This is a genomic window from Streptomyces sp. NPDC107654, assembly GCF_055639035.1.
In genome coordinates this window covers 21,770-44,317 of sequence record NZ_JBVKBI010000012.1, presented here as the reverse complement: position 1 = coordinate 44,317, position 22,548 = coordinate 21,770, and the positions used below count along the sequence as shown (strand labels likewise).

The window sequence follows — 22,548 nt, the reverse complement described above, 5'->3', positions numbered from 1 at the left end:
ACTCGGCGGTAGGAACGAGCCTAGAACGCCTTTGCGCTGGTGGGGAGATCATTTGCGTCATTGGCTGCTCCGGTCGTGGCCTGGAAAGCACGCGGCTGCGGGTACCCGTGGTGGGCACCCGCAGCCGCCCTGCTTTTACAGGTACTGACCGGTGTTCGCCACCGTGTCGATGGAGCGTCCGGTGTCCGCGCCCTGCTTTCCGGTGATGAGGGTGCGGATGTAGACGATCCGCTCGCCCTTCTTTCCGGAGATCCGGGCCCAGTCGTCCGGGTTGGTGGTGTTGGGGAGGTCCTCGTTCTCCTTGAACTCGTCCACGCAGGCCTGGAGGAGGTGGGAGACGCGGAGGCCCTTCTGGCTCTTTTCGAGGAAGTCCTTGATCGCCATTTTCTTGGCGCGGCCGACGATGTTCTCGATCATGGCGCCGGAGTTGAAGTCCTTGAAGTAGAGGACTTCCTTGTCTCCGTTGGCGTAGGTGACTTCCAGGAAGCGGTTTTCCTCGGATTCGGCGTACATGTGCTCGACCGCCGTCTGGATCATGCTCTGGACGGTGGTGGTCTTGTCGCCGCCGTGTTCGGTGAGGTCGTCCGCGTGGAGCGGGAGGCGCTCGGTGAGGTACTTGCCGAAGATGTCCTTGGCGGCTTCGGCGTCGGGGCGCTCGATCTTGATCTTCACGTCGAGGCGGCCGGGGCGCAGGATGGCCGGGTCGATCATGTCCTCGCGGTTGGAGGCGCCGATGACGACCACGTTCTGCAGGCCTTCGACGCCGTCGATCTCGGCGAGGAGCTGCGGGACGATGGTGTTCTCGACGTCGGAGCTGACGCCGGAGCCGCGGGTGCGGAAGAGGGATTCCATCTCGTCGAAGAAGACGATCACGGGGGTGCCCTCGCTGGCCTTCTCGCGGGCACGCTGGAAGACGAGGCGGATCTGCCGCTCGGTCTCGCCGACGTACTTGTTGAGCAGCTCGGGGCCCTTGATGTTGAGGAAGAAGCTCTTGCCGGCGGCCTGGCCGGTGACCTCGGCGACCTTCTTGGCGAGTGAGTTCGCGACGGCCTTGGCGATGAGGGTCTTGCCGCAGCCGGGGGGGCCGTAGAGCAGGACGCCCTTGGGCGGGCGCAGCTCGTGCTCCTTGAAGAGGTCGGGGTAGAGGTAGGGCAGCTCGACGGCGTCGCGGATGGCTTCGATCTGGTTGCCGAGGCCGCCGATCTGCTCGTAGCCGATGTCGGGGACTTCCTCGAGGACGAGTTCCTCGACCTCGCTCTTGGGGACGACCTCGTAGACGTAGCCGGAGCGGGGTTCGAGGAGGAGGGCGTCGCCGGCGCGGATGGTGGTGCCGAGCAGGGGCTCGGCGAGGCGGACGACGCGTTCCTCGTCGGTGTGGCCCAGTACGAGGGCGCGCTCGCCGTCCTCGAGGATCTCCTTGAGGGTGACGATGTCGCCGACGCTCTCGAACTCCATGGCTTCGACCACGTTGAGCGCTTCGTTGAGCATGACTTCCTGGCCGCGCCGCAGGTCGTCGAGGTCGACGCTGGGGCTGACGTTCACGCGGAGTTTGCGGCCTCCGGTGAAGATGTCCGCGGTGCCGTCCTCGTTGGCCTGCAGGAAGACACCGAAGCCGGCCGGCGGCTGAGCGAGCCGGTCGACCTCCTCCTTGAGGGCCACGATCTGGTCGCGGGCCTCGCGGAGGGTGTTGGCCAGTCGTTCGTTCTGGGCGGACACGCCGGCCAGGTTGGTCTGCAGCTCGACGATCCGCTCTTCGAGAATCCTCGTGTGGCGCGGAGAGTCGGCGAGCTTGCGGCGCAGGACGGCGATCTCCTGCTCAAGGTAGGCAATCTGCCCGGCCGGGTCGTCGGACCCTCGTCCCGGGCGGATGCCGCGGTTCATGTCGTCGTCGTGGGCTGCCACGGTCCTCACCTCCTCCAAGGGGAGCTGGACGTTTCCAGACCCTACCTGGGTGGGTGTCGATTGAAACCCCTAGATCACAAAGACTGTCAAGGTGTGTCGTCGGTCACCCGGTGCGCACTCCCTCGCACGGAGGGGATACCCACTCAACGTGATGGGAAAGCAGGTTGTTCCGTGCTTGGCGTGGTCGAATCCCTTCGCGGCTGGCCGGAGTTGTCCGCTGGGTCGGTGTGCGGGCAGCACTCAGGCCGCTCGTACGATCATCACGCAGAGCGACGGTACCGGCGGGCGGGGTCACGGCAGGGGTGGCCTGAAGTGTTCGGTCCGGCCGCCGGGGGGGGTGGGTGTCCCGGTCCGGCGCTGGTACCCGAGGGGGCGGGGCCGGAAACCCCGGGCCGGTGCGGCGGGGCTGTTGGGCGGGCGGAGGTAGGGTCGGGGGTGTTCAACAGCCGCTGGAGCGGACCCGGCTGGCCCTTGGGGTGCCGGGCCGGTCCGGCGAACCGAGGGCAGGAGAGATGACCGTGCAGCAGGAGGCCGCGGGCGGCGAGGCGCTGGAGGTCTGGATCGACCAGGATCTGTGTACCGGCGACGGGATCTGCGCCCAGTACGCGCCGGAGGTGTTCGAGCTGGACATCGACGGGCTGGCCTATGTGAAGGGTGCGGACGAGGAGCTGCTGCAGGCTCCGGGGGCGTCGGTGCCGGTGCCGTTGCCGCTGCTGGCGGACGTGGTGGACTCGGCGCGGGAGTGTCCGGGCGAGTGCATCCATGTGCGCCGGGTTCTGGACAGGGTCGAGGTGTACGGGCCCGACGCGGAGTGAGTCCGGTTCAGACGCTGTGGGCCCCGGCCGGGGTGGTGCGGAGGAAGGCGTTGCCGTTCCATCGCCACTTGGCCGGGGTTTTCACGTCGGGGCAGCAACTGGGCACGGTGTCCGAGGAGTAACCGAGCAGGGTGGCGGAGACGGCCTGTGCGCGGAGGGTGAAGTCGGTGACCGTGAGCCGTTCCCGGGGTGCGACGAGGGTGGCGACGATGCGGGGGGTGTCGCGGTCCGCGGCGTGGGTGAGGACGTAGACGCCGTCGGGTGGGGTGCCCATGGGGGCGTCGCAGTGGACGACGGCGACGGTTTCCGGCCTGCCGTCGCCGTCGAGGTCTCCGGTGGCCTTCTTGGCGACGACGGCTTTGACGGGTCCGCAGTCCAGGGGGAACCTCACGCCGGTCGTGCCGGGCGGGGCGGCGGCCGCGGGGGCGGTCCTGCCGGTGGTGCCGGGGGCGGACTGGGCGGCGGTGGCCGATCCGGGCTGGACGACGGAGGAGAGGGCGACGACGCCCGCGACGGCTGTGGCGGTGGCGACCCAGTGGATGGGCCGGGTACGGGTGTGGGCCAGTTCCGGGACGGCGGGTTGCACGAGGAGTGTCTCCTGTGAGGGCTGTGCCGGTGGGATGGGCTGCATGGTGCCACACGTCACAGTGCGGGGGAACGGCGGGGTCCGGGATTCCCGCAGGCGAGGGGCCCGCGCGCGTGGGCCGGCGTCGGGGGGCGGTGTCGACGCGTGGGGGCTGGTGGTGCCGGGTGCCGGTACTGGTGCCGTGTCAACGGAGGGGCGCCGTGGCGGGGTTCCCGTGGGTGGGTGGGAACTCGGCCACGGCGCCCTTGCGTTGTCCGTGCGGGGGGCCGGTCAGCGGCCGGTGCCGCCGTCGGCGTTGGGGCCGGCGTAGTCCTCGCCGTAGGCGCCCTTGGCGGGGCGGCGGCGGCGCATGGGCGGCTCGACGCCGTCCGCGAGGCGGCGGGCGGTGAGCAGGAAGCCGGTGTGGCCGATCATCCGGTGGTCCGGGCGGACGGCCAGGCCCTCGATGTGCCAGTTGCGGATCATGGTCTCCCAGGCGGTCGGCTCGTTGAAGCAGCCGATCTCCCGGATGGACTCCACGGTCCGGGCGAGCTGGGTGGTGGTGGCGACGTAGCAGCACAGGATGCCGCCGGGGACGAGTGCCTTGGAGACGGCCTCCAGGCATTCCCAGGGGGCGAGCATGTCGAGGATGACGCGGTCGACGTCGGTGTCGGACAGGTTGTCCTGGAGGTCGCCGACGGTGAGCTGCCAGGCGGGGTGCGGGCCGCCGAAGTAGCGCTCGACGTTCTGCCGGGCGATCTCGGCGAAGTCCTCGCGGCGCTCGTAGGAGTGCAGCATGCCCTGGTCGCCGATGGCCCGCAGCAGGAAGCTGCTGAGCGAGCCGGAGCCGACGCCGGCCTCCACGACGCGGGCGCCGGGGAAGATGTCGGCGAAGGCGAGGATCTGCCCCGCGTCCTTCGGGTAGACGACGGCTGCCCCGCGGGGCATGGACAGGACGTAGTCGGGGAGCAGGGGGCGCAGCGCGAGGTAGGCGACGTTGCCGGTGGTGCGGACAACGCTGCCCTCGGGAGCGCCGATCAGTTCGTCGTGCGGGAAGGAACCCTTGTGGGTGTGGAAGTTCTTCCCTGCTTCGAGCGTGAACGTGTAGTGGCGGCCCTTGGGGTCGGTCAGCTGTACCTGGTCCCCGACCTTGAAGGGCCCGCGACGGCGGGCGGCACCGGTCGGTTCGGACATGTGACCAGCCTACCGGTTGTCTGCCGGGGGCTTGACCGGCGGCGGGGCGCGGGGGTCAGGAGGGTCGTGCCATCGCCTTGACGAAGGCCCGCTCCACGTCCGCGGCGGACAGGACGCCGTAGATCTCGCCGGTCTCCTCTACCACGAGGTATTCGGTGGCCGGGGTGGCGCGCAGGACGTCCAGCAGTTCTTCTCCGGCCAGCTCGGCGGAGACGCGCATGCCGTCGGTCAGGTCCTGGGCGAGGCCGCTGACGGCGACCCAGGGGCGGCGGTGCTCGGGTACGCCGACGATGGCGGCCTCGCGGACGAGGGAGAGCGGGTGGCCGTCGGCGTCGACCACGACGAGGGCGCGGGCCCCGGCGGCGTTGGCGCGGCGCAGGGCCTCGGAGAGGGGGGTGTCGTTCTCGACCGGTACGGCGCGCCGGGTGAGGGTGCGGGCGCGGAGTTCGGGGAGGTGTTCGCGCAGGCGTGCCATGCGCAGGCTGTTGCCGGCGCCGGTCCAGATGATCGCGGCGAGGATGGCGGCGAGCAGGGCGTCGGTGACGGTGTCCATGCCGCCGGTGTCCTCGCCGCTGCCGCCGAGTGCGCCGGACTGGTTGAGCAGGGGCAGGCCGATGAGGACGGCGACGGCGAGGGCGCGGCCGACCCAGGCGGCGGCGACGGTGCCGGTCATCGGTTTGCCGCTGAGCTTCCAGACGACGGCGCGGAGCATGCGGCCGCCGTCGAGGGGGAGGCCGGGGAGGAGGTTGAAGATCGCCACGATGAGGTTGGAGACCATCAGGCCGGCCAGCAGGACGCCGGGGACGGTGCCGGGTTCCACGGGTTTCATGGCGAGGTAGAAGAGGCCGGCGAGGACGAGGGAGAGCAGGGGGCCGACGAAGGCCAGCACGAACTCGCGGCCGGGGGTCTCGGCCTCCTTCTCGATCTCGGAGACGCCGCCGAAGAACTGGAGCTGGATGCGGCGGACCGGGAGTTTGAAGCGGATCGCGGCGAGGGTGTGGGCGAGCTCGTGGACCAGGACGGAGGCGTAGAAGGCGACCGCGAAGAAGAGGGAGACCAGGTAGCGGGCGGCGCCGAGTTCGGGCAGGACGCGGTCGAGCTGGCCGCCGAAGACCCAGGTGATCAGGGCGGCGACGAGGAACCAGCTGGGTGCGACGTAGACGGGTACGCCGAAGGGGCGGCCCATGAGGATGCCGCCGCCGGGTTCCTTGGGCCGTGGCTCGGGCGGTTCGCCCTTGGCGATGCCGGAGTGGGCGAGGGTGCGGTGGTCGGGGGTGCTGTCCGTGCCGGTCCCGGGCGGGGTTCCGGCGGGGTCGGTTCCGGCGGGGTCGGTTCCGGTGGGGTGGGAGGACGGTTTCGCCGCCGGTGGTCCGGACGCGTCGCCGGGTGCGTGCTCGGGCTCGGGGCCGGGGTGGTCGGTGGGTCCGGTCGCCGGGGCCGTGGGGTCGGCGTCGTGCTCGGCCGGCTCGTCGTTGCCGGACCGCGGCTGCCCGCTCCCGCCGCTCACGTCCACGGTGTCCCCTCGTTCGAAGCGTCCTCCGCACCTGCCGGGCGGAAGGTCTCTGGTCGATGGTATGCGGCCTTGGTGGCACGTTTCGCCCCGGCACCCCTTGTGTTTGCCCCGAGGTCGGGTGGTCGACGCGGGCCGCGGGCTGGGTCACTGTCAGTGCTGGGCCGTAAGGTCTGTGGACATGGACAGCAGCATCGAAGAGGCGGCGGCCCTGCCGGGCGGCGCCGACCAGCCGCCCCCGGCCGCCCCGCCCCGGCCGCGCCCCACGATGCCTGCCCCCACGGAACAGGCCGGGGAGGCGGAGCCGCCGACTCCTCCGGCACGGCCCACGGAACCGACCCCGGACGCCGCCGAACCGGCGGTGCCCGCGGGCACGGACGCTTCGGCGACCGCCGTGACGGTCCGCACCGCCCTTGACGGTGACCCGGGCGCGCCCGGTTCGGCTGCCGGCGCCGACCAGCACGGCGACCGGGCAGCCGGCGGTCCCGCCGAGAGCGGCGCCCCCGGCACCGCCGCCCCGGCAGCACCCCGCGCCGGTGAAAGCACCGCCGGGCCCGCATCCCCCCGGGGAGCCCAGGGCGCCGCCGACAGCGACGGCACGGCCGGGGCCGCCGGGAGCAGCGCTCCCCCGACGGCCTCCCCGGCCCCCGTCGCCGCGGTGGGCGGCGGGTCGTCCGGGGGCGAGGAGTCCGGGGCGGCCGTGTCCGCCGGGCGGGGTGCCGGGGCGCCGACCTCGCTGTCGCCCTCGCGGGCCAGTGACTTCATGCAGTGTCCGTTGCTGTACCGGTTCCGGGTGATCGACCGGCTGCCGGAGAAGCCGAGTCCGGCGGCGACGCGGGGCACGCTGGTGCATGCCGTGCTGGAGCGGCTGTTCGACGCGCCGGCCGGGGAGCGGACCGCTCCGCGGGCGAAGGCGCTGATCCCGGGGCAGTGGGACCGGCTCAGGGAGAGCAGGCCGGAGGTGACCGAGCTGTTCGCGGACGATCCGGACGGCGAGCGGCTGGCCGGGTGGCTCGCGGAGGCGGAGCGGCTCGTGGAGCGCTGGTTCACGCTGGAGGATCCGACGCGGCTGGAGCCGGCCGAGCGTGAGCTGTTCGTGGAGGCGGAGCTGGAGTCGGGGCTGCGGCTGCGCGGGATCATCGACCGGGTGGACGTGGCGCCGACCGGCGAGGTGCGGATCGTCGACTACAAGACGGGCAAGGCGCCCCGCCCGGAGTACGCCGAGGGCGCGTTGTTCCAGATGAAGTTCTACGCGCTGGTGGTGTGGCGGCTGAAGCGCGTGGTTCCGCGCCGGCTGCAGCTGGTCTACCTGGGCAGCGGGGACGTGCTGACGTACGACCCGGTGCCGGCCGATCTGGAGCGGGTGGAGCGGAAGCTGCACGCGCTGTGGGAGGCCATCCGGCAGGCCACGGAGACGGGGAACTGGCGCCCCCGGCCGACGAAGTTGTGCGGCTGGTGCGACCACCGGGCGCACTGCCCGGAGTTCGGCGGCACTCCCCCGCCCTACCCGCTGCCCGTGACGGTCGCGGAGTCCGGGACCGGGTGAACCGGGGATCCGGGGCAGGGCAGAATGGGCCCGGACTAGCGAAGGAGTGTCACGTGGCCATCCGCGTCCTACTGGTCGACGACCAGCCGCTGCTGCGTACGGGTTTCCGGATGATCCTGGAGGCCGAGCAGGACCTCGCGGTCGTCGGCGAGGCAGGTGACGGCCTGCAGGCCCTGGACCAGGTGCGAGCGCTGCAGCCGGACGTCGTGCTGATGGACATCCGGATGCCGCGGATGGACGGTGTGGAGGCCACCCGGCAGATCACCGGGCCCGGCCGGGACGGTCCGGCCAAGGTGCTGGTGCTGACGACGTTCGACCTGGACGAGTACGTGGTGGAGGCGCTGCGTGCCGGTGCCAGTGGTTTCCTGCTGAAGGACGCGCCGGCCAATGAGCTGGTGCAGGCGATCCGGGTGGTGGCGGCGGGCGAGGCCATGCTGGCGCCGAGCATCACGCGGCGGCTGCTGGACAAGTACGCCACGCATCTGCCGTCGGGTGAGGAGCCGGTGCCGGACACCCTGCACACCCTCACCGACCGTGAGGTGGAGGTGCTGAAGCTGGTGGCGCGGGGGCTGTCCAACGCGGAGATCGCGGCGGATCTGTTCGTCAGCGAGACGACGGTGAAGACGCATGTGGGGCATGTGCTCACGAAGCTGGGGCTGAGGGACCGGGTGCAGGCCGCGGTGTACGCGTACGAGAGCGGTCTGGTGCGTCCCGGCGCGCAGTAGGCGTACGCCGCGTGGGACGCGGTGGGCCGTGAACGGCCGGGGCGCCCCTCCCCCGCGGGGAAGGGGCGCCCTCTCGTGTGTCCGGGGTCAGCTCTTGCTGATCTCCCAGAAGCGGAACACGGTGGAGGCGTCCAGGCAGTACTCCAGGCCGTAGACGCCGTCGCGGACGACGGCGTACTGCTTGGCCTGCCAGACCGGCAGGACGGGCAGTTCGTCGGCGACGATGTCCTGGAGCCTGTCGAAGTCCTTGTCGGTCGCCGTGCGGTCGCTCTGCGCGGCGGTGTGGGGGATCAGGGACTTGGTGATGGTGTTGTTGCCGTAGTTGTTGTTCAGGACGTTGCCCTTGCCGAAGAAGGGCGCGGTGAAGTTGTCGGCGTCCGGGTAGTCCGGCACCCAGCCCTTCACGTAGACGCCGTACTTGCCGGCGGCGATGTCCTTCTCGTACTGGTCGTAGGCGACGGACTGGACGTCGGCCTGGAACAGGCCGCTGGCGTTGAGCTGGCCGGCGATGGCCTTGAGTTCCTGGTCGGTGGCGGGGCCGTAGCGGGACGGCGTGGACCACAGGGTGAGCTTGACCTTGCCGGTGATGCCGTCGGCGCGGAGTGCGGCGGCGGCCTTGTCCCGGGAGGGGCGGGCGCCGTAGGTGTCGAAGAACGCGGTGTTGTGGCCCGCGATGCCGGCCGGGATGATCGAGTACAGGGGGGTGGCGGTGCCCTGGTAGACGTCGTGGATGAGGGCGTCGCGGTCGATGAGGTAGGCCATGGCCTTGCGGACGCCGGGCTTGCCGGCCACCGGGTCCTTCATGTTGAAGACCAGGTGCTGGACTTCGGCGCTGCTGCCGTCGATGACCTCGACGCCCTTGTTGTCGGCCTGTTGGTCGAGGGCGGCGATGTCGGCGGCGGACAGGCCTCGGTAGGCGATGTCGATGCCGCCGTCGAGGAGTGCCTTGCGCAGGGCGGTGCGGTCGCCGTGGAAGAACTTGAGGGTGACGCCGGAGTTCTTGGGCTTGGCGTCGCCCCGGTAGTTGTCGTTGACCGAGAAGACGGCCTCGTCCTTGTCGAAGGAGTCCAGCTTGTAGGGGCCGGAGCCGACGGCCTGGTGGTCGGTGCGCAGGCCGTTCGCGTCGTACTGGCGGTGGTCCACGATGGCGCCGGCGCCGGAGGCGATCTTGCTGGGGAAGGTGGCGTCGGGCACCTTCAGGTGGAAGACCGCGGTCTTGGCGTCCGGTGTCTCGACGCTGTCGAGCATCGGGAACATGATGGCGGGGCCGGCGGGGTCGTCGATCTTCAGCATGCGGTCGAAGGAGAACTTCACGTCCGCGGAGGTGAGGGCGTCACCGTTGCTGAACTTCAGGCCGTCCTTCAGCTCGCACTTGTAGACCATCGCCCGGGTGTCGGTGAAGAGGCACTGTCTGGCGAGGTCGGGTTGGGGTTCGGTCGCGCCCTTGGGGAAGCTGAGCAGCGACTGGAACACGTTGTTGAACAACAGCCAGGAGCCGGGGTCATAGCCGGATGCCGGGTCCGTGGCGAGGACGTCGTCGGACATCCCCATCACCACGGAGGAGCCGGTGCCCCCGGAGTCACCGGTCTCGGAGCCGCAGCCGGTCAGCAGGCCGGAGGCCAGTCCCGCCACGATGGGCAGAACTGGCCACTGGTTGCGCATGTTCACTTGAATATGTGCCTTGTCGTCGGTTCGTCAGCCCGGGGCCGCCGTCCCTGGTCCCGGGCACCGGGGCCGCATCGTGCTCGGCCCCGGCTGCATGGAGCCGTCAGCCGCTCACACCGCGGCCCAGCTCCCACAGCTGAAGCGTCGAGGAGGAGTTCAGGGCGTAGGCCACGCCCGTGATGTCGTCCCGTGCGGCGACGTACTGCTTGCCCTGCCACAGCGGCAGGACCGGGACGTCCTCGGCGACGATGTCCTGGATCTCCGTCAGGCTCTTGGAGGCGCCGATCCGGTCGGCCTCGCGACGGGACTGCGGGATCAGGGTGCGCTGGATGGTGCCGTTGTTGTACGGCGATCCGAGGAAGTTGTTCTTGTCGAGGAACGGCGCGAGGAAGTTGTCGGCGTCCGGGAAGTCGGGGAACCAGCCCATGCCGTAGACGTCGTACTCGCCCTTGCGCTCGGCGGGCCGGAAGGTGGACCAGGGGTGGCCCTCGATGGAGACGTCGAACAGGCCGCTGTCGTTGAGCTGCTTCTGCAGGATCTGGAACTCCTGCTTGGTGGCCGAGCCGTAGTGGTCGGTGGTGTAGTGCAGGGTCAGCTTCACCGGGGTGGTGATGCCGGCCTTGCCGAGCAGGCTCTTGGCCTTGTCGACGCTGGGGTTGCCGTACTTGTTGAAGAACGAGTTGGAGTGGCCGGTGACGGTGGCGGGGACCATCGAGTACAGCGGCTCGGCCTGGGTGCCGTAGACCTTGGAGACCAGTTCGCCTCGGTTGATGAGCTGGGCCATGGCCTGGCGTACGGCCTTGGACTTGACGCTGGTGGCGTCGGTGTTGAAGGCGAGGTAGCGGATCTCCAGACCCGGCATGTCGACCAGGTCGGCGTTCTTGTCGCTGCCGGCGTCGAGCTTCTGGATCTGCGCGGGCGCCATGGTGCGGGTCATGACGTCGATGTCGCCCTTGTCGATGGCGGCGCCCATGGCGTCGGCGTCGGCGAAGGAGCGCAGCTCGACCTCGTCGTTGTTCACCTTCATGCTGCCCTTGTAGGAGGCGTTCCTGGTGAAGGTGGCGCTGACGATCGCGTCGTTCTTGACGTCGGCCTTGAAGGTGTACGGGCCGGAGCCGTCGATCTCGAAGCCGTCGCGGAGCTTGTCCTTCTGGTAGTCCTTCGGGTTGACGATGCCCGCGACCGGGGTGGACAGCTTGTACGGGAAGGTGGCGTCGGCGGTCTTCAGGTGGAAGACGACCTCGCGGTCACCCTGCGTCTCGATGGTGTCGATGGTGTTCAGCAGGGCGGAGACACCGCTGTCGGAGTTGATGCGGAGCGCACGCTCGATGGAGTACTTGACGTCCTGGGCGGTCACCGGGTCGCCGCCGGCGAACTTCAGGCCGTCGCGCAGCTTGCAGACGTAGCGCTCGCTGCCGCTGTCGGTGAAGGAGCAGCTCTCGGCGGCCTCGGGGACGGGCTCGCCCTCGCCCCTGGGCTGGGCCATCAGGGTCTGCACGGACTGGCGCAGGATGTTCCAGGTGCCGACGTCGTAGGCGTAGGCCGGGTCGAGGGGCGCGGGGGCGTCCTTGGTGGCCGTGAACTGGTCCGTGGTACCGACGACGATGGCGTCACCGCTCTTGCTCCCGCTGCCGGATCCGCCGCACGCGGCGAGAACCGGGGTGAGCAGGCCGGCCACCGCCGGCAGCACCAAAGTCTTGCGGTTCATGCGGGAGTTTCTCCAGAGCTGTTCGGGTCCGTGTATCCGGCATGCAGGGGTGGTGCGGCGGATCACAGGGGTTCTCGGCGATGTTCTCGCGATGAGATTAGTCCGCGCCCGCAGCCCGCTTCGCAGCCGCGTGAGTTGACCCCTCATCACGCAGTGGAACCGGCTGTGGACGCACCGAAAACCCGACAGCGGCATGATTAGTGCAGCGTCCCCCCAATCAGGACACAACGTGCCGCCGTTTCCGTCCTCCCGGAGCGGGTCAGCACACTTGGTCAACGTTGTCGAGCCGCTCCGGCGTGGGGAACGTCACACTCCCAACTGTGCAGCCGGTCAGCAGAATTCGGCCGGGGCGGTCCTCCGTGAATTCCACTCGGGGTTGTTCCCCGGAAATGTGTCCGGCACGGTCATTGGACTTCGCACGCTGGGTGAACGGTCAGCGCATTTCCGTCATCAGGTTCCGGAGAAATGCCAGGTCGACCTCTTCCAGAGAGGTGACGACGGTGCGTCCGGCGGCGGGGCCGATGGGGGCGACGGAGGGGACGGCGACGACCCGGCAGCCGGCGGCCTCGGCGGCGGCGACACCGGTCGCGGTGTCCTCGACGACGGCGCATCTGGCCGGATCCGCACCGAGGCCCGCGGCGGCGAGCAGGTACGGGTCGGGGAAGGGCTTGGTGCGGGAGACCTCGTCGCCGGCGATGGAGAGGGTGAAGTGGTGCGGGCCGAGCACGGACAGCACCCGGTCGATGATGCGCCGGTGGGAGGCGGAGACCAGGGCGGTCGGGGTCTCGGACTCGTACAGCTCGGCGAGGAGCCGGACGGCGCCCGGCATCAGCGGCAGGGCTCTGCCGATGCGCTCCTCGAAGCCCTCGTTGAGGAGCACGGTGAGTTCGGCGAGGGTGATGTCGGCGCCGGTCGCCTCGATGAGGAAGCCGGCGCTGCGGGTCATGGGGCCGCCGACCACGACGTGCCGCCAGGTGTCGTCCAGGGTGTGCCCGAGGGAGGCGAAGACCTCCACCTCGACGTCCCACCAGAACCCCTCGGTGTCGACGAGGGTGCCGTCCATGTCGAGGAGCACCGCCTGCAGGGCGGAGCCTTCGGCCGTTCTGGTTCCGAGCGCGGGGACCGTGCTGGTCATCCGGGCGCACCTCCTTGAGGGACGGCCAGGCCGGCTCCCCGGCGGGGAACCGGCCTGCGGTGGACCGACCAGTGTACGACTTATCCGATCAGGATGCCGGGTGGGACACGCCTCACCGTGCGTTGAAGTACTTGGCCTCGGGGTGGTGGATCACGATGGCGTCCGTGGACTGCTCGGGGTGCAGCTGGAACTCCTCGGACAGGTGGACGCCGATCCGCTCGGGCCGCAGCAGCTCGGCGATCTTGGCGCGGTCCTCCAGGTCGGGGCAGGCGCCGTAGCCGAGGGAGAAGCGGGCACCGCGGTACTTCAGGTCGAACATGTCCGTGATGTCGGCGGGGTCCTCGCCGGCGAAACCGAGTTCGGCGCGGACGCGCGCGTGCCAGTACTCGGCCAGGGCCTCGGCCAACTGGACGGACAGGCCGTGCAGTTCGAGGTAGTCGCGGTAGGCGTTGGCCTCGAAGAGCTTGGCGGTCTCCTCGCCGATGCGGGAGCCGACGGTGACCACCTGGAGGCCGACGACGTCGGTCTCGCCGGACTCCTCCGGGCGGAAGAAGTCGGCCAGGCACAGGCGCCGGCCGCGGCGCTGGCGGGGGAAGGTGAAGCGGGTGCGCTCGTTGCCCTGCTCGTCCAGGATGATCAGGTCGTCGTCCTTGGAGACGCAGGGGAAGTAGCCGTAGACGACGGCCGCTTCCAGGAGGTTGTCGGTCTGGAGCCGGTCGAGCAGGCCGCGCAGCCGGGGCCGGCCGTCGGTCTCGACGAGTTCCTCGTACGTCGGTCCCTCGCCGGTGCGGGCCTGCTTCAGTCCCCACTGGCCCTTGAACAGGGCGCCCTCGTCGAGCCAGCTCGCGTACTCCTTGAGCTGGATGCCCTTGATGACACGGGTGTCCCAGAAGGGCGGGGTGGGCACGGGGTTGTCGGTGGCGACGTCGGAGCGGACATGGCCCTCCTCGGGCCGCTCCTCGACCTGGACGGCGGTGGTCGCGCGGACCCGGCGCTGGCGCAGCTCCGGCAGCTTCGCCCCGGGCACTCCCCGCTTGACACCGATCAGGGCGTCCATGAGGTGCAGGCCCTCGAAGGCGTCGCGGGCGTAGCGGACCTCGCCCTGGTAGATCTCGTGCAGGTCCTGCTCGACGTAGGCGCGGGTGAGGGCCGCGCCGCCGAGGATGACCGGGAAGCGGGCGGCGAGGCCGCGCTGGTTCAGCTCCTCCAGGTTCTCCTTCATGATCACCGTGGACTTCACCAGCAGTCCGGACATGCCGATCACGTCGGCCCGGTGCTCCTCGGCGGCCTCCAGGATGGCGGAGACCGGCTGCTTGATGCCGAGGTTGACGACGTTGTAGCCGTTGTTGGACAGGATGATGTCGACGAGGTTCTTGCCGATGTCGTGGACGTCGCCGCGCACGGTGGCGAGCACGATGGTGCCCTTGCCCTCGGCGTCCGACTTCTCCATGTGCGGTTCGAGGTAGGCGACGGCGGCCTTCATGACCTCGGCGGACTGCAGGACGAACGGCAGCTGCATCTGGCCGGAGCCGAACAGCTCGCCGACGACCTTCATGCCGTCGAGCAGGGTCTCGTTGACGATGTCCAGGGCGGGCCGCTCGGCCAGCGCGAGGTCCAGGTCGGCTTCCAGGCCGTTGCGCTCGCCGTCGATGATCCGGCGCTTGAGCCGCTCCTCCAGGGGCAGCGCGGCCAGTTCCTCGGCCTTGCCCGCCTTGAGGGACTTGGCCGTGGCGCCCTCGAAGAGCTGCATGAGCTTCTGCAGGGGGTCGTAGCCCTCGCTGCGGCGGTCGTGGATCAGGTCGAGAGCGGTCTGCACCTCTTCCTCGCTGAACCGGGCGATCGGGAGGATCTTGGAGGCGTGGACGATCGCGGAGTCCAGGCCGGCCTTGACGCACTCGTCCAGGAAGACGGAGTTGAGCAGGATGCGGGCGGCCGGGTTGAGGCCGAAGGAGATGTTCGACAGGCCCAGCGTGGTCTGCACGGCCGGATGGCGCTTCTTCAGCTCGCGGATGGCCTCGATGGTGGCGATGCCGTCCTTGCGGGACTCCTCCTGACCGGTGCAGATGGTGAAGGTCAGGGTGTCGATGAGGATGTCCTCCTCGCGGATGCCCCAGTTCCCGGTCAGGTCGTCGATCAGCCGTTCGGCGATCTCGACCTTCTTCTCCGGGGTGCGGGCCTGGCCCTCCTCGTCGATGGTCAGCGCGATCAGGGCGGCGCCGTGCTCGCGCGCCAGCTGGGTGACCTTCGCGAACCGGGAGTCGGGGCCGTCGCCGTCCTCGTAGTTCACGGAGTTGATCACCGCGCGGCCGCCGAGCTTCTCCAGGCCGGCCTGGATGACGTCGACCTCGGTGGAGTCCAGCACGATCGGCAGGGTGGAGGCGGTGGCGAAGCGGCCGGCCAGTTCCTCCATGTCGGCCACGCCGTCCCGGCCGACGTAGTCCACGCACAGGTCGAGCATGTGCGCGCCCTCGCGGATCTGCTCCCGGGCGATCTCCACGCAGTCGTCCCAGCGGGCCTCCAGCATGGCCTCGCGGAACTTCTTGGAGCCGTTGGCGTTGGTGCGCTCGCCGATGGCCAGGTAGGAGGTGTCCTGCCGGAAGGGGACCGACTGGTACAGGGAGGCGGCGCCCGGCTCGGGGCGGGGGGCGCGCTCGGCCGGGGTGAGGTCACGGACGCGCTCGACGACCTGGCGCAGGTGTTCGGGGGTGGTGCCGCAGCAGCCGCCGATGAGGGAGAGGCCGTAGTCCCGTACGAAGTTCTGCTGGGCGTCGGCCAGGCCCTCGGGGTCGAGGGGGAAGTGGGCGCCGTCCTTGGTGAGGACGGGCAGGCCGGCGTTGGGCATGCACAGCAGCGGGATGCGGGAGTGCCGGGTGAGGTAGCGCAGGTGCTCGCTCATCTCGGCGGGGCCGGTGGAGCAGTTCAGGCCGATCATGTCGATGCCGAGCGGTTCCAGCGCGGTGAGCGCGGCGCCGATCTCGGAGCCGAGCAGCATGGTGCCGGTGGTCTCGAAGGCCATCGACACCAGCAGGGGGACCTCGCTGCCGAGGCGTTCCATGGCGCGCCGGGCGCCGAGGACGGAGGCCTTGGTCTGCAGCAGGTCCTGGGTGGTCTCGACGATCAGGGCGTCGGCGCCGCCGGTGAGCAGGCCCTCGGCGTTGGCCTGGAAGCCGTCACGGAGGGTGGTGAACCCGATGTGGCCCAGGGTGGGCAGCTTGGTGCCGGGGCCGATGGAGCCGAGGACCCAGCGGGTGCGGTCGTCCCGGGCGGAGTAGGCGTCGGCGGTCTCGCGGGCGATGCGGGCGCCGGCCTCGGACAGCTCGTACACGCGGTCGGCGATGTCGTACTCCGCCATGGCCGCGTGGTTGGCCCCGAAGGTGTTGGTCTCGACGCAGTCGACGCCCACGGAGAAGTACGCCTCGTGGACGGAGCGGACGATGTCGGGGCGGGTGAGGTTGAGGATCTCGTTGCACCCTTCGAGGTTCCGGAAGTCCTCGAGGGTGGGCTCCTGTGCCTGGAGCATCGTGCCCATGGCTCCGTCGGCGACCACCACACGGGTGGCGAGCGCCTCTCGGAGCGCGGACACGCGAGTCCGGCTGTCGGCGGAAGGGGACGTCGGCGACGAGGCCATGTAGGGGCTCCCTGTGGTGCGACGGCTGTCGGCTATGCGGCTTCCCGGGCACGCCGGAGTTGCCGCACGGCGCCAGAGTAACCGGGAGTCGGCTTGGATGGGCACATCCGTCCACGAGGCGGACGCGGGTGACCCCGATGCGACGCTCGGGTCACCTGTGATGTAACAGGTGCCGTCCGACCATTAGCGGGACGTCGGCATGGACCGGTAGTGTTCGACATTGCCGAACGGTGGTTTCCGCACCGGGGCAGGTCGAGGGACGGAGGCAGAACGGCGATGGCACGGAACATCCAGTCGCTCGAACGGGCGGCGGCGATGCTGCGGCTGCTCGCGGGCGGCGAGCGGCGACTCGGCCTCTCGGACATCGCCTCGTCGCTGGGCCTCGCCAAGGGCACCGCCCACGGGATCCTGCGCACCCTCCAGCAGGAGGGCTTCGTGGAGCAGGACGACGCCTCCGGCCGCTACCAGCTCGGCGCGGAGCTGCTGCGGCTCGGCACCACCTATCTCGACGTGCACGAGCTGCGCGCGCGGGCCCTGGTGTGGGCCGACGACCTGGCCCGGTCCAGCGGGGAGAGCGTGTACCTGGGGGTCCTGCACCAGCAGGGCGTGCTGATCGTGCACCACGTCTTCCGGCCCGACGACAGCCGGCAGGTGCTGGAGATCGGGGCCATGCAGCCGCTGCACTCGACGGCCCTGGGCAAGGTGCTCTCGGCGTACGACCCGGTGGCGCACAGCGAGGCGCTGGAAACGGACCGGAAGGCCTTCACGGACCGCACGGTGTGCGATCCCGGCGACTTCGAGCACCTCCTCGACATCACGCGCGCGCGTGGGTACGCGGCGGACGTGGAGGAGACCTGGGAGGGCGTGGCGTCGATCGCGGCGCCCATCCACGACCGGCGCCGGATGCCCGTGGGCGCGGTCGGCATCACGGGGGCGGTGGAGCGGCTGTGCCGGGACGGCGAGCTGCGTCCGGAGCTGATCGCGGCGGTACGGGACTGCGCCCGCGCGGTCTCCCGGGACCTGGGCGCGGGACGGTTCTGACCGACTGCGGGAGCGGCGAGGGCCGGCGGCCGGAGCGGCTGACGAATGGCGGGCCGGGGCGGGTGACGGCCGGCGGCCCGAAGCGGCTGACGACGGGCGGGCCGAAGCGGGTGACGACCGGCGGCACGAAGCAGGCAACCGGCGGCCCCTAAGCAAAGGACGGCCGACTACCCGGAGCGGGTGACGACCGGCTGCCGAAGCGGCTGACGACGGGCGGGCCGAAGCGGGTGACGACCGGCGGCTCGAAGCGTGTAACGACCGGCGGCTCGGAGTGGGTGACAGCCGGCAGCCCGGCGCAGGAACCCGGCGGCCCGAGGCCAGTGCCCGCCGGCTGCCCGGAGCGGGTGACGACCGGCAGCCCGGAGCTGGGAACGGGCCGGGGACCGGGCAGGGGATCGGCCGGGGGTCAGGGTACGGAACGACCGGGACGTCAGGCGACGTTCCGGTCCTCGCCCTACCCTGAAAGCGGATAAACAGGGCTATATGGACTATCGAGGCTAGAACGTACGGCGGTACACGAAGGTCGATGACCAGCGACGATGATCGATAACCCGCAGCGATCAATAACGATCCTGCTTTCGATAACAGAACTCTTGACGCACGCGTAACGCCGAACAAGACTCCCGTCCATCGGTCGGCATTGTCGAACACCTACCGGCAATACGCGCTAGAGTGTGACAACGCCAAGGGCCGGCATCGCTCTCACCCCCGAGGGCGCCAGAACCCCCGGTGGGACCCGGGGTTCGGCTAACCCTGGACGAAGGACAAAGGAGTCGCGGGTGTCCAGCTCCGACATCTTCATCGGCGAGACCATCGGTACCGCCATACTCATCCTGCTCGGCGGCGGCGTCTGTGCCGCTGTCACGCTGAAGGCCTCCAAGGCCCGTAACGCCGGTTGGCTCGCCATCGCCTTCGGGTGGGGCTTCGCCGTCATGACGGCCGTGTACATCTCCGGACCGCTGTCCGGTGCCCACCTCAACCCGGCCGTCACCGTCGCCCTGGCCATCAAGGACGGCGACTGGAGCAACGTTCCGACCTACTTCGCCGGCCAGCTGCTCGGCGCGATGATCGGCGCGGCCCTGGTCTGGGTCGCCTACTACGGCCAGTTCCAGGCGCACCTGACCGACCACGAGATCGTGGGCGGCCCCGGCGCGCAGGCCACCTCGGCCAAGGCGGTGGAGGCCCAGGAGAAGGGGGCCGGCCCGGTCCTCGGCGTCTTCTCCACTGGTCCGGAGATCCGGAACGCGGCGCAGAACCTCGCCACGGAGATCGTCGGCACCGTGGTGCTGATCCTCGCGGTCCTCACCCAGGGCCTGAACGACAAGGGCAACGGCCTCGGCGTCCTCGGCGGCCTGATCACCGCGTTCGTGGTGGTGTCGATCGGTCTCTCGCTCGGCGGCCCGACGGGCTACGCGATCAACCCGGCCCGCGACCTGGGACCGCGCATCGTGCACGCCCTGCTGCCGCTGCCCAACAAGGGTGGCTCCGACTGGGCCTACGCCTGGATCCCGGTGGTCGGTCCGCTGGTCGGCGGCGCCATCGGGGCAGGCATCTACAACGTCGCCTTCGCCTAGAAAGCTCGTCGACCGCATCGAGTCTTCGAGCACGCGCCGTACGTACGCCCCTCACCACGGACCTTCCAGGAGCACACAGTGACCGACGCCCACACCGCAGGCCCCTTCATCGCGGCGATCGACCAGGGCACGACCTCCTCGCGCTGCATCGTCTTCGACCGGGACGGCCGTATCGTCTCCGTCGACCAGAAGGAGCACGAGCAGATCTTCCCCAAGCCGGGCTGGGTCGAGCACGATGCCAACGAGATCTGGACCAACGTCCAGGAAGTCGTCGCCGGAGCCATCGAGAAGGCCGGCATCACCCGTGACGACATCAAGGCCATCGGCATCACCAACCAGCGCGAGACCACCGTGCTGTGGGACAAGAACACCGGTGAGCCCGTCCACAACGCCATCGTCTGGCAGGACACCCGCACGGACGCGCTCTGCAGGGAGCTGGGCCGCAACGTCGGCCAGGACCGCTTCCGCCGGCAGACGGGCCTGCCGCTCGCGTCGTACTTCGCCGGGCCCAAGGCCCGCTGGCTGCTCGACAACGTCGAGGGCCTGAAGGAGCGCGCCGAGGCCGGCGACATCCTCTTCGGCACCATGGACACCTGGGTCATCTGGAACCTGACCGGCGGTGTCGACGGCGGCAGGCACGTCACCGACGTGACCAACGCCTCCCGGACCCTCCTCATGAACCTGCACACGATGCAGTGGGACGAGAAGATCGCCGAATCCATCGGCGTGCCGCTGCAGATCCTCCCCGAGATCCGGTCCTCCGCCGAGGTCTACGGCGAGGTCACCGGCGGCAGGCTGGGCGACCTGCTCGGCGGCATCCCGGTCGCCTCCGCGCTCGGCGACCAGCAGGCGGCCCTGTTCGGCCAGACCTGCTTCTCCGAGGGCGAGACCAAGTCGACCTACGGCACCGGCACCTTCATGGTGATGAACACCGGCTCGAAGATCATCAACTCCTACGCCGGTCTGCTCACCACCGTCGGCTACAAGATCGGCGACCAGCCGACCGTGTACGCCCTGGAGGGCTCCATCGCCGTCACCGGCTCGCTGGTGCAGTGGATGCGCGACCAGATGGGCCTGATCTCCACCGCCGCCGAGATCGAGACGCTCGCGCTCTCGGTCGAGGACAACGGCGGAGCCTACTTCGTGCCGGCCTTCTCCGGCCTGTTCGCCCCGCACTGGCGCTCCGACGCCCGCGGTGTGATCGCCGGTCTGACCCGGTACGTCACCAAGGCGCACCTCGCGCGCGCCGTCCTTGAGGCCACCGCCTGGCAGACGCGGGAGATCGCCGACGCCATGGTCAAGGACTCCGGCGACGAGCTGGTGACCCTCAAGGTCGACGGCGGCATGACCGCCAACAACCTGCTGATGCAGACCCTCGCCGACGTCCTGGACGCACCCGTGGTGCGCCCGATGGTCGCCGAGACCACCTGCCTCGGCGCCGCCTACGCCGCCGGTCTCGCCGTCGGCTTCTGGTCCAGCACCGACGAACTGCGCGCCAACTGGCGCCGGGCCGCCGAGTGGACCCCCCGCATGGACGCGGAGACCCGCGACCGTGAGTACAAGAACTGGCTCAAGGCCGTCGACCGGACCATGGGCTGGATCGAGGACGAGAGCTGAGCGGCCGTAGCCGTCTCGGACAGTCTGACGAGGAGTAAGTACCCGACATGACCAGTCAGTCCACCCTGCAGTCCGTACCTGCCCTGGGGACGCACCCGGCCTCCGGCTCCAACCCGAGCCGCGCCGAGACCAGGGAGCAGCTCGCCAAGGCGTCGTACGACCTTCTTGTGATCGGCGGCGGCATCCTGGGCATCTCCACCGCCTGGCACGCCGCGCAGTCCGGGCTCAGGGTGGCGCTGGTCGACGCCGGCGACTTCGCCGGCGCCACCTCCTCCGCCTCCTCCAAGCTGCTCCACGGCGGCCTGCGCTACCTGCAGACCGGCGCGGTGAAGCTGGTGGCGGAGAACCACTTCGAGCGCCGTGCGGTCTCCCGCCAGGTGGCCCCCCACCTGGCGAACCCGCTCACCTTCTACCTCCCCGTGTACAAGGGCGGGCCGCACGGCGCGGCGAAGCTCGGCGCGGGCGTCTTCGCCTACTCCGCGCTCTCCGCGTTCGGTGACGGCGTCGGCCACCTGCTGTCGCCGGCCAAGGCGGCGCAGGACGTGCCCGAGCTGCGCACCGAGAACCTCAAGGCCGTGGCCGTGTACGGCGACGACCAGATGAACGACGCGCGCATGGCGCTGATGACGGTCCGCGCGGCCGTCGAGGCGGGCGCGGTCGTCCTCAACCACGCCGAGGTGACGGGCCTGCGCTTCACCAAGGGCCGGGTCACCGGCGCCGACCTCAAGGACCGGACCACCGGTGACGAGTTCGGGGTCAACGCCCGCCTGGTGCTGAACGCGACCGGCCCCTGGGTCGACCACCTGCGCCGGATGGAGGACCCGAACGCGGCGCCGTCCATCCGCCTGTCCAAGGGCGCGCACCTGGTCCTGAAGCGGACCTCCCCGTGGAAGGCCGCGCTCGCGACCCCCATCGACAAGTACCGCATCACCTTCGCCCTCCCCTGGGAGGACATGCTGCTGCTCGGCACCACCGACGAGGAGTACGAGGGCGACCCGGCGGACGTGTCCGTCAACGACAAGGACATAGCCCAGATCCTGGACGAGGCCGCGTTCTCCGTCCGGGACCAGCAGCTGAAGCGCGACCTCATCACCTACGCGTTCGCCGGTCTGCGGGTGCTGCCGGGCGGTCCCGGCGACACCGCCAAGGCCAAGCGCGAGACCGTGGTGACCGAGGGCAGGGGCGGCATGCTGTCCGTGGCGGGCGGCAAGTGGACGACGTTCCGCCACATCGGCCGGACGATCATGAAGAAGCTGGAGGCGCTGCCGGGTCACCCGCTCGGTGACGACTTCGAGCCGATCTCCTCGCTGCCGAAGAAGCTGCCGCTGCCGGGTGTCGCCAACCCGCGCGCGGTCGCCCACCGGCTGCTGGTCGACGGTCCGGCGCCGGGCCCGCGCATGGCCGCCGACACCGCGAAGCACCTGGCCACCCACTACGGCTCCCTGGCCTTCGACATCGCCCGCCTGGCGAACGACAACCCGGAGCTGGCCGAGCGCGTCCACCCCGACGCCCCGGAGATCTGGGCGCAGGTCGTGTGGGCCCGTGACCACGAGTGGGCGGAGACCCCGGACGACGTGCTGCGCCGCCGCACCACCCTGACGATCCGCGGCCTGGCCACGGACGAGGTCAGGGCCAGGGTCCAGGACCTGCTGGACAAGAAGTAGACCCGCGCGGCGGCCGGTCCTCCCCCGACCCGAGCCCGACCGCCGCCGGCACTCCGGCCCCCGCCGCACCGGGTCCGGAACACCAGGGGGCGGCTCCCGCCGAGGGAGCCGCCCCCTCGGCCTGCCCGGCTCGCTCCCGCCGCGACGCCCTCTCCCGGCCCCGGCGCGATCGGCGCGGTCCCGGTGCCCTCGGGGGGTGACTTGCGGGGCGTCGTCCCGCGGGCCCGGAGATCGTCGGCGGAGTGGCTGCCGGAGCCGG

15 protein-coding genes are annotated in these 22,548 nt (G+C 70.4%); 7 read left to right on the top strand and 8 right to left on the bottom strand.

What is annotated here, in order from left to right:
- Positions 1–135 precede the first annotated feature (135 nt).
- The gene (gene arc, locus ACZ7N4_RS21860) at positions 136–1,902 is read right to left on the bottom strand and encodes a proteasome ATPase (protein WP_471360085.1); all 1,767 of its coding nucleotides are present in this window, start codon (positions 1,900–1,902) and stop codon (positions 136–138) included.
- 512 nt (positions 1,903–2,414) lie between these two features.
- Here arc and ACZ7N4_RS21855 point away from each other — a divergent pair.
- Positions 2,415–2,717 carry a ferredoxin gene (locus ACZ7N4_RS21855; protein WP_467928978.1) on the top strand — a complete coding sequence of 101 codons (303 nt, stop codon included), beginning with the start codon at positions 2,415–2,417 and terminating at the stop codon, positions 2,715–2,717.
- Positions 2,718–2,724: 7 nt separating this feature from the next.
- Here ACZ7N4_RS21855 and ACZ7N4_RS21850 read toward each other — a convergent pair whose 3' ends face one another.
- The 3 genes from ACZ7N4_RS21850 to ACZ7N4_RS21840 all read right to left on the bottom strand — a co-directional run bounded on the left by ACZ7N4_RS21850 (position 2,725) and on the right by ACZ7N4_RS21840 (position 5,989).
- Complete coding sequence (locus ACZ7N4_RS21850) at positions 2,725–3,348, bottom strand: hypothetical protein (RefSeq protein WP_471360083.1); 624 nt, start codon at positions 3,346–3,348, stop codon at positions 2,725–2,727.
- 225 nt (positions 3,349–3,573) lie between these two features.
- Positions 3,574–4,476: a tRNA (adenine-N1)-methyltransferase gene (locus tag ACZ7N4_RS21845; RefSeq protein WP_189996165.1), complete on the bottom strand. Its 903-nt coding sequence runs from the start codon at positions 4,474–4,476 to the stop codon at positions 3,574–3,576.
- Positions 4,477–4,531: 55 nt separating this feature from the next.
- Entirely contained in the window at positions 4,532–5,989 is a 1,458-nt protein-coding gene (locus ACZ7N4_RS21840) for a site-2 protease family protein (RefSeq protein ID WP_471360080.1), read from the bottom strand.
- A gap of 655 nt (positions 5,990–6,644) precedes the next feature.
- On the opposite strand from ACZ7N4_RS21840, the gene ACZ7N4_RS21835 reads away from it, so the two are divergent.
- Together ACZ7N4_RS21835 and ACZ7N4_RS21830 are read left to right on the top strand one after the other, a co-directional pair.
- A complete protein-coding gene (locus ACZ7N4_RS21835) occupies positions 6,645–7,532 on the top strand; it encodes a RecB family exonuclease (protein WP_471360484.1) in 888 nt (295 codons plus the stop codon).
- 53 nt (positions 7,533–7,585) lie between these two features.
- Complete coding sequence (locus tag ACZ7N4_RS21830) at positions 7,586–8,257, top strand: response regulator (RefSeq protein ID WP_010045368.1); 672 nt, start codon at positions 7,586–7,588, stop codon at positions 8,255–8,257.
- A gap of 87 nt (positions 8,258–8,344) precedes the next feature.
- On the opposite strand, the gene ACZ7N4_RS21825 is transcribed toward ACZ7N4_RS21830, so the two are convergent.
- The 4 genes from ACZ7N4_RS21825 to metH all read right to left on the bottom strand — a co-directional run bounded on the left by ACZ7N4_RS21825 (position 8,345) and on the right by metH (position 16,393).
- Positions 8,345–9,925, bottom strand: coding sequence for an ABC transporter substrate-binding protein (locus tag ACZ7N4_RS21825; protein WP_471360078.1), 1,581 nt, complete (start codon positions 9,923–9,925; stop codon positions 8,345–8,347).
- A 100-nt stretch (positions 9,926–10,025) separates the two neighbouring features.
- Positions 10,026–11,630 (bottom strand): ABC transporter substrate-binding protein, encoded by a 1,605-nt coding sequence (locus ACZ7N4_RS21820; protein WP_471360076.1) that lies wholly within the window; start codon positions 11,628–11,630, stop codon positions 10,026–10,028.
- A gap of 433 nt (positions 11,631–12,063) precedes the next feature.
- Positions 12,064–12,765: an HAD family hydrolase gene (locus ACZ7N4_RS21815; protein WP_471360074.1), complete on the bottom strand. Its 702-nt coding sequence runs from the start codon at positions 12,763–12,765 to the stop codon at positions 12,064–12,066.
- A gap of 112 nt (positions 12,766–12,877) precedes the next feature.
- Positions 12,878–16,393: a methionine synthase gene (gene metH / locus ACZ7N4_RS21810; protein ID WP_471360072.1), complete on the bottom strand. Its 3,516-nt coding sequence runs from the start codon at positions 16,391–16,393 to the stop codon at positions 12,878–12,880.
- A gap of 276 nt (positions 16,394–16,669) precedes the next feature.
- Here metH and ACZ7N4_RS21805 point away from each other — a divergent pair, with 276 nt between their 5' ends.
- The 4 genes from ACZ7N4_RS21805 (at position 16,670) to ACZ7N4_RS21790 (ending at position 22,289) form a co-directional block, all read left to right on the top strand.
- A complete protein-coding gene (locus tag ACZ7N4_RS21805) occupies positions 16,670–17,434 on the top strand; it encodes an IclR family transcriptional regulator (protein WP_467928991.1) in 765 nt (254 codons plus the stop codon).
- Between the two features lie 779 nt (positions 17,435–18,213).
- Positions 18,214–19,008, top strand: coding sequence for an MIP/aquaporin family protein (locus tag ACZ7N4_RS21800; RefSeq protein ID WP_471360071.1), 795 nt, complete (start codon positions 18,214–18,216; stop codon positions 19,006–19,008).
- 78 nt (positions 19,009–19,086) lie between these two features.
- Positions 19,087–20,625: a glycerol kinase GlpK gene (gene glpK, locus ACZ7N4_RS21795; protein ID WP_471360069.1), complete on the top strand. Its 1,539-nt coding sequence runs from the start codon at positions 19,087–19,089 to the stop codon at positions 20,623–20,625.
- Between the two features lie 47 nt (positions 20,626–20,672).
- The gene (locus ACZ7N4_RS21790; protein ID WP_467928995.1) at positions 20,673–22,289 is read left to right on the top strand and encodes a glycerol-3-phosphate dehydrogenase/oxidase; all 1,617 of its coding nucleotides are present in this window, start codon (positions 20,673–20,675) and stop codon (positions 22,287–22,289) included.
- Positions 22,290–22,548 lie beyond the last annotated feature (259 nt).

Excerpts from the sequence above, each read along its gene's own strand:
- ACZ7N4_RS21855 (WP_467928978.1), top strand. The coding sequence starts at position 2,415 with ATGACCGTGCAGCAGGAGGCCGCGGGCGGCGAGGCGCTGGAGGTCTGG.
- ACZ7N4_RS21850 (WP_471360083.1), bottom strand. The coding sequence starts at position 3,348 with ATGCAGCCCATCCCACCGGCACAGCCCTCACAGGAGACACTCCTCGTG.
- ACZ7N4_RS21845 (WP_189996165.1), bottom strand. The coding sequence starts at position 4,476 with ATGTCCGAACCGACCGGTGCCGCCCGCCGTCGCGGGCCCTTCAAGGTC.
- ACZ7N4_RS21820 (WP_471360076.1), bottom strand. The coding sequence starts at position 11,630 with ATGAACCGCAAGACTTTGGTGCTGCCGGCGGTGGCCGGCCTGCTCACC.
- ACZ7N4_RS21815 (WP_471360074.1), bottom strand. The coding sequence starts at position 12,765 with ATGACCAGCACGGTCCCCGCGCTCGGAACCAGAACGGCCGAAGGCTCC.
- metH (WP_471360072.1), bottom strand. The coding sequence starts at position 16,393 with ATGGCCTCGTCGCCGACGTCCCCTTCCGCCGACAGCCGGACTCGCGTG.
- ACZ7N4_RS21805 (WP_467928991.1), top strand. The coding sequence starts at position 16,670 with ATGGCACGGAACATCCAGTCGCTCGAACGGGCGGCGGCGATGCTGCGG.
- ACZ7N4_RS21790 (WP_467928995.1), top strand. The coding sequence starts at position 20,673 with ATGACCAGTCAGTCCACCCTGCAGTCCGTACCTGCCCTGGGGACGCAC.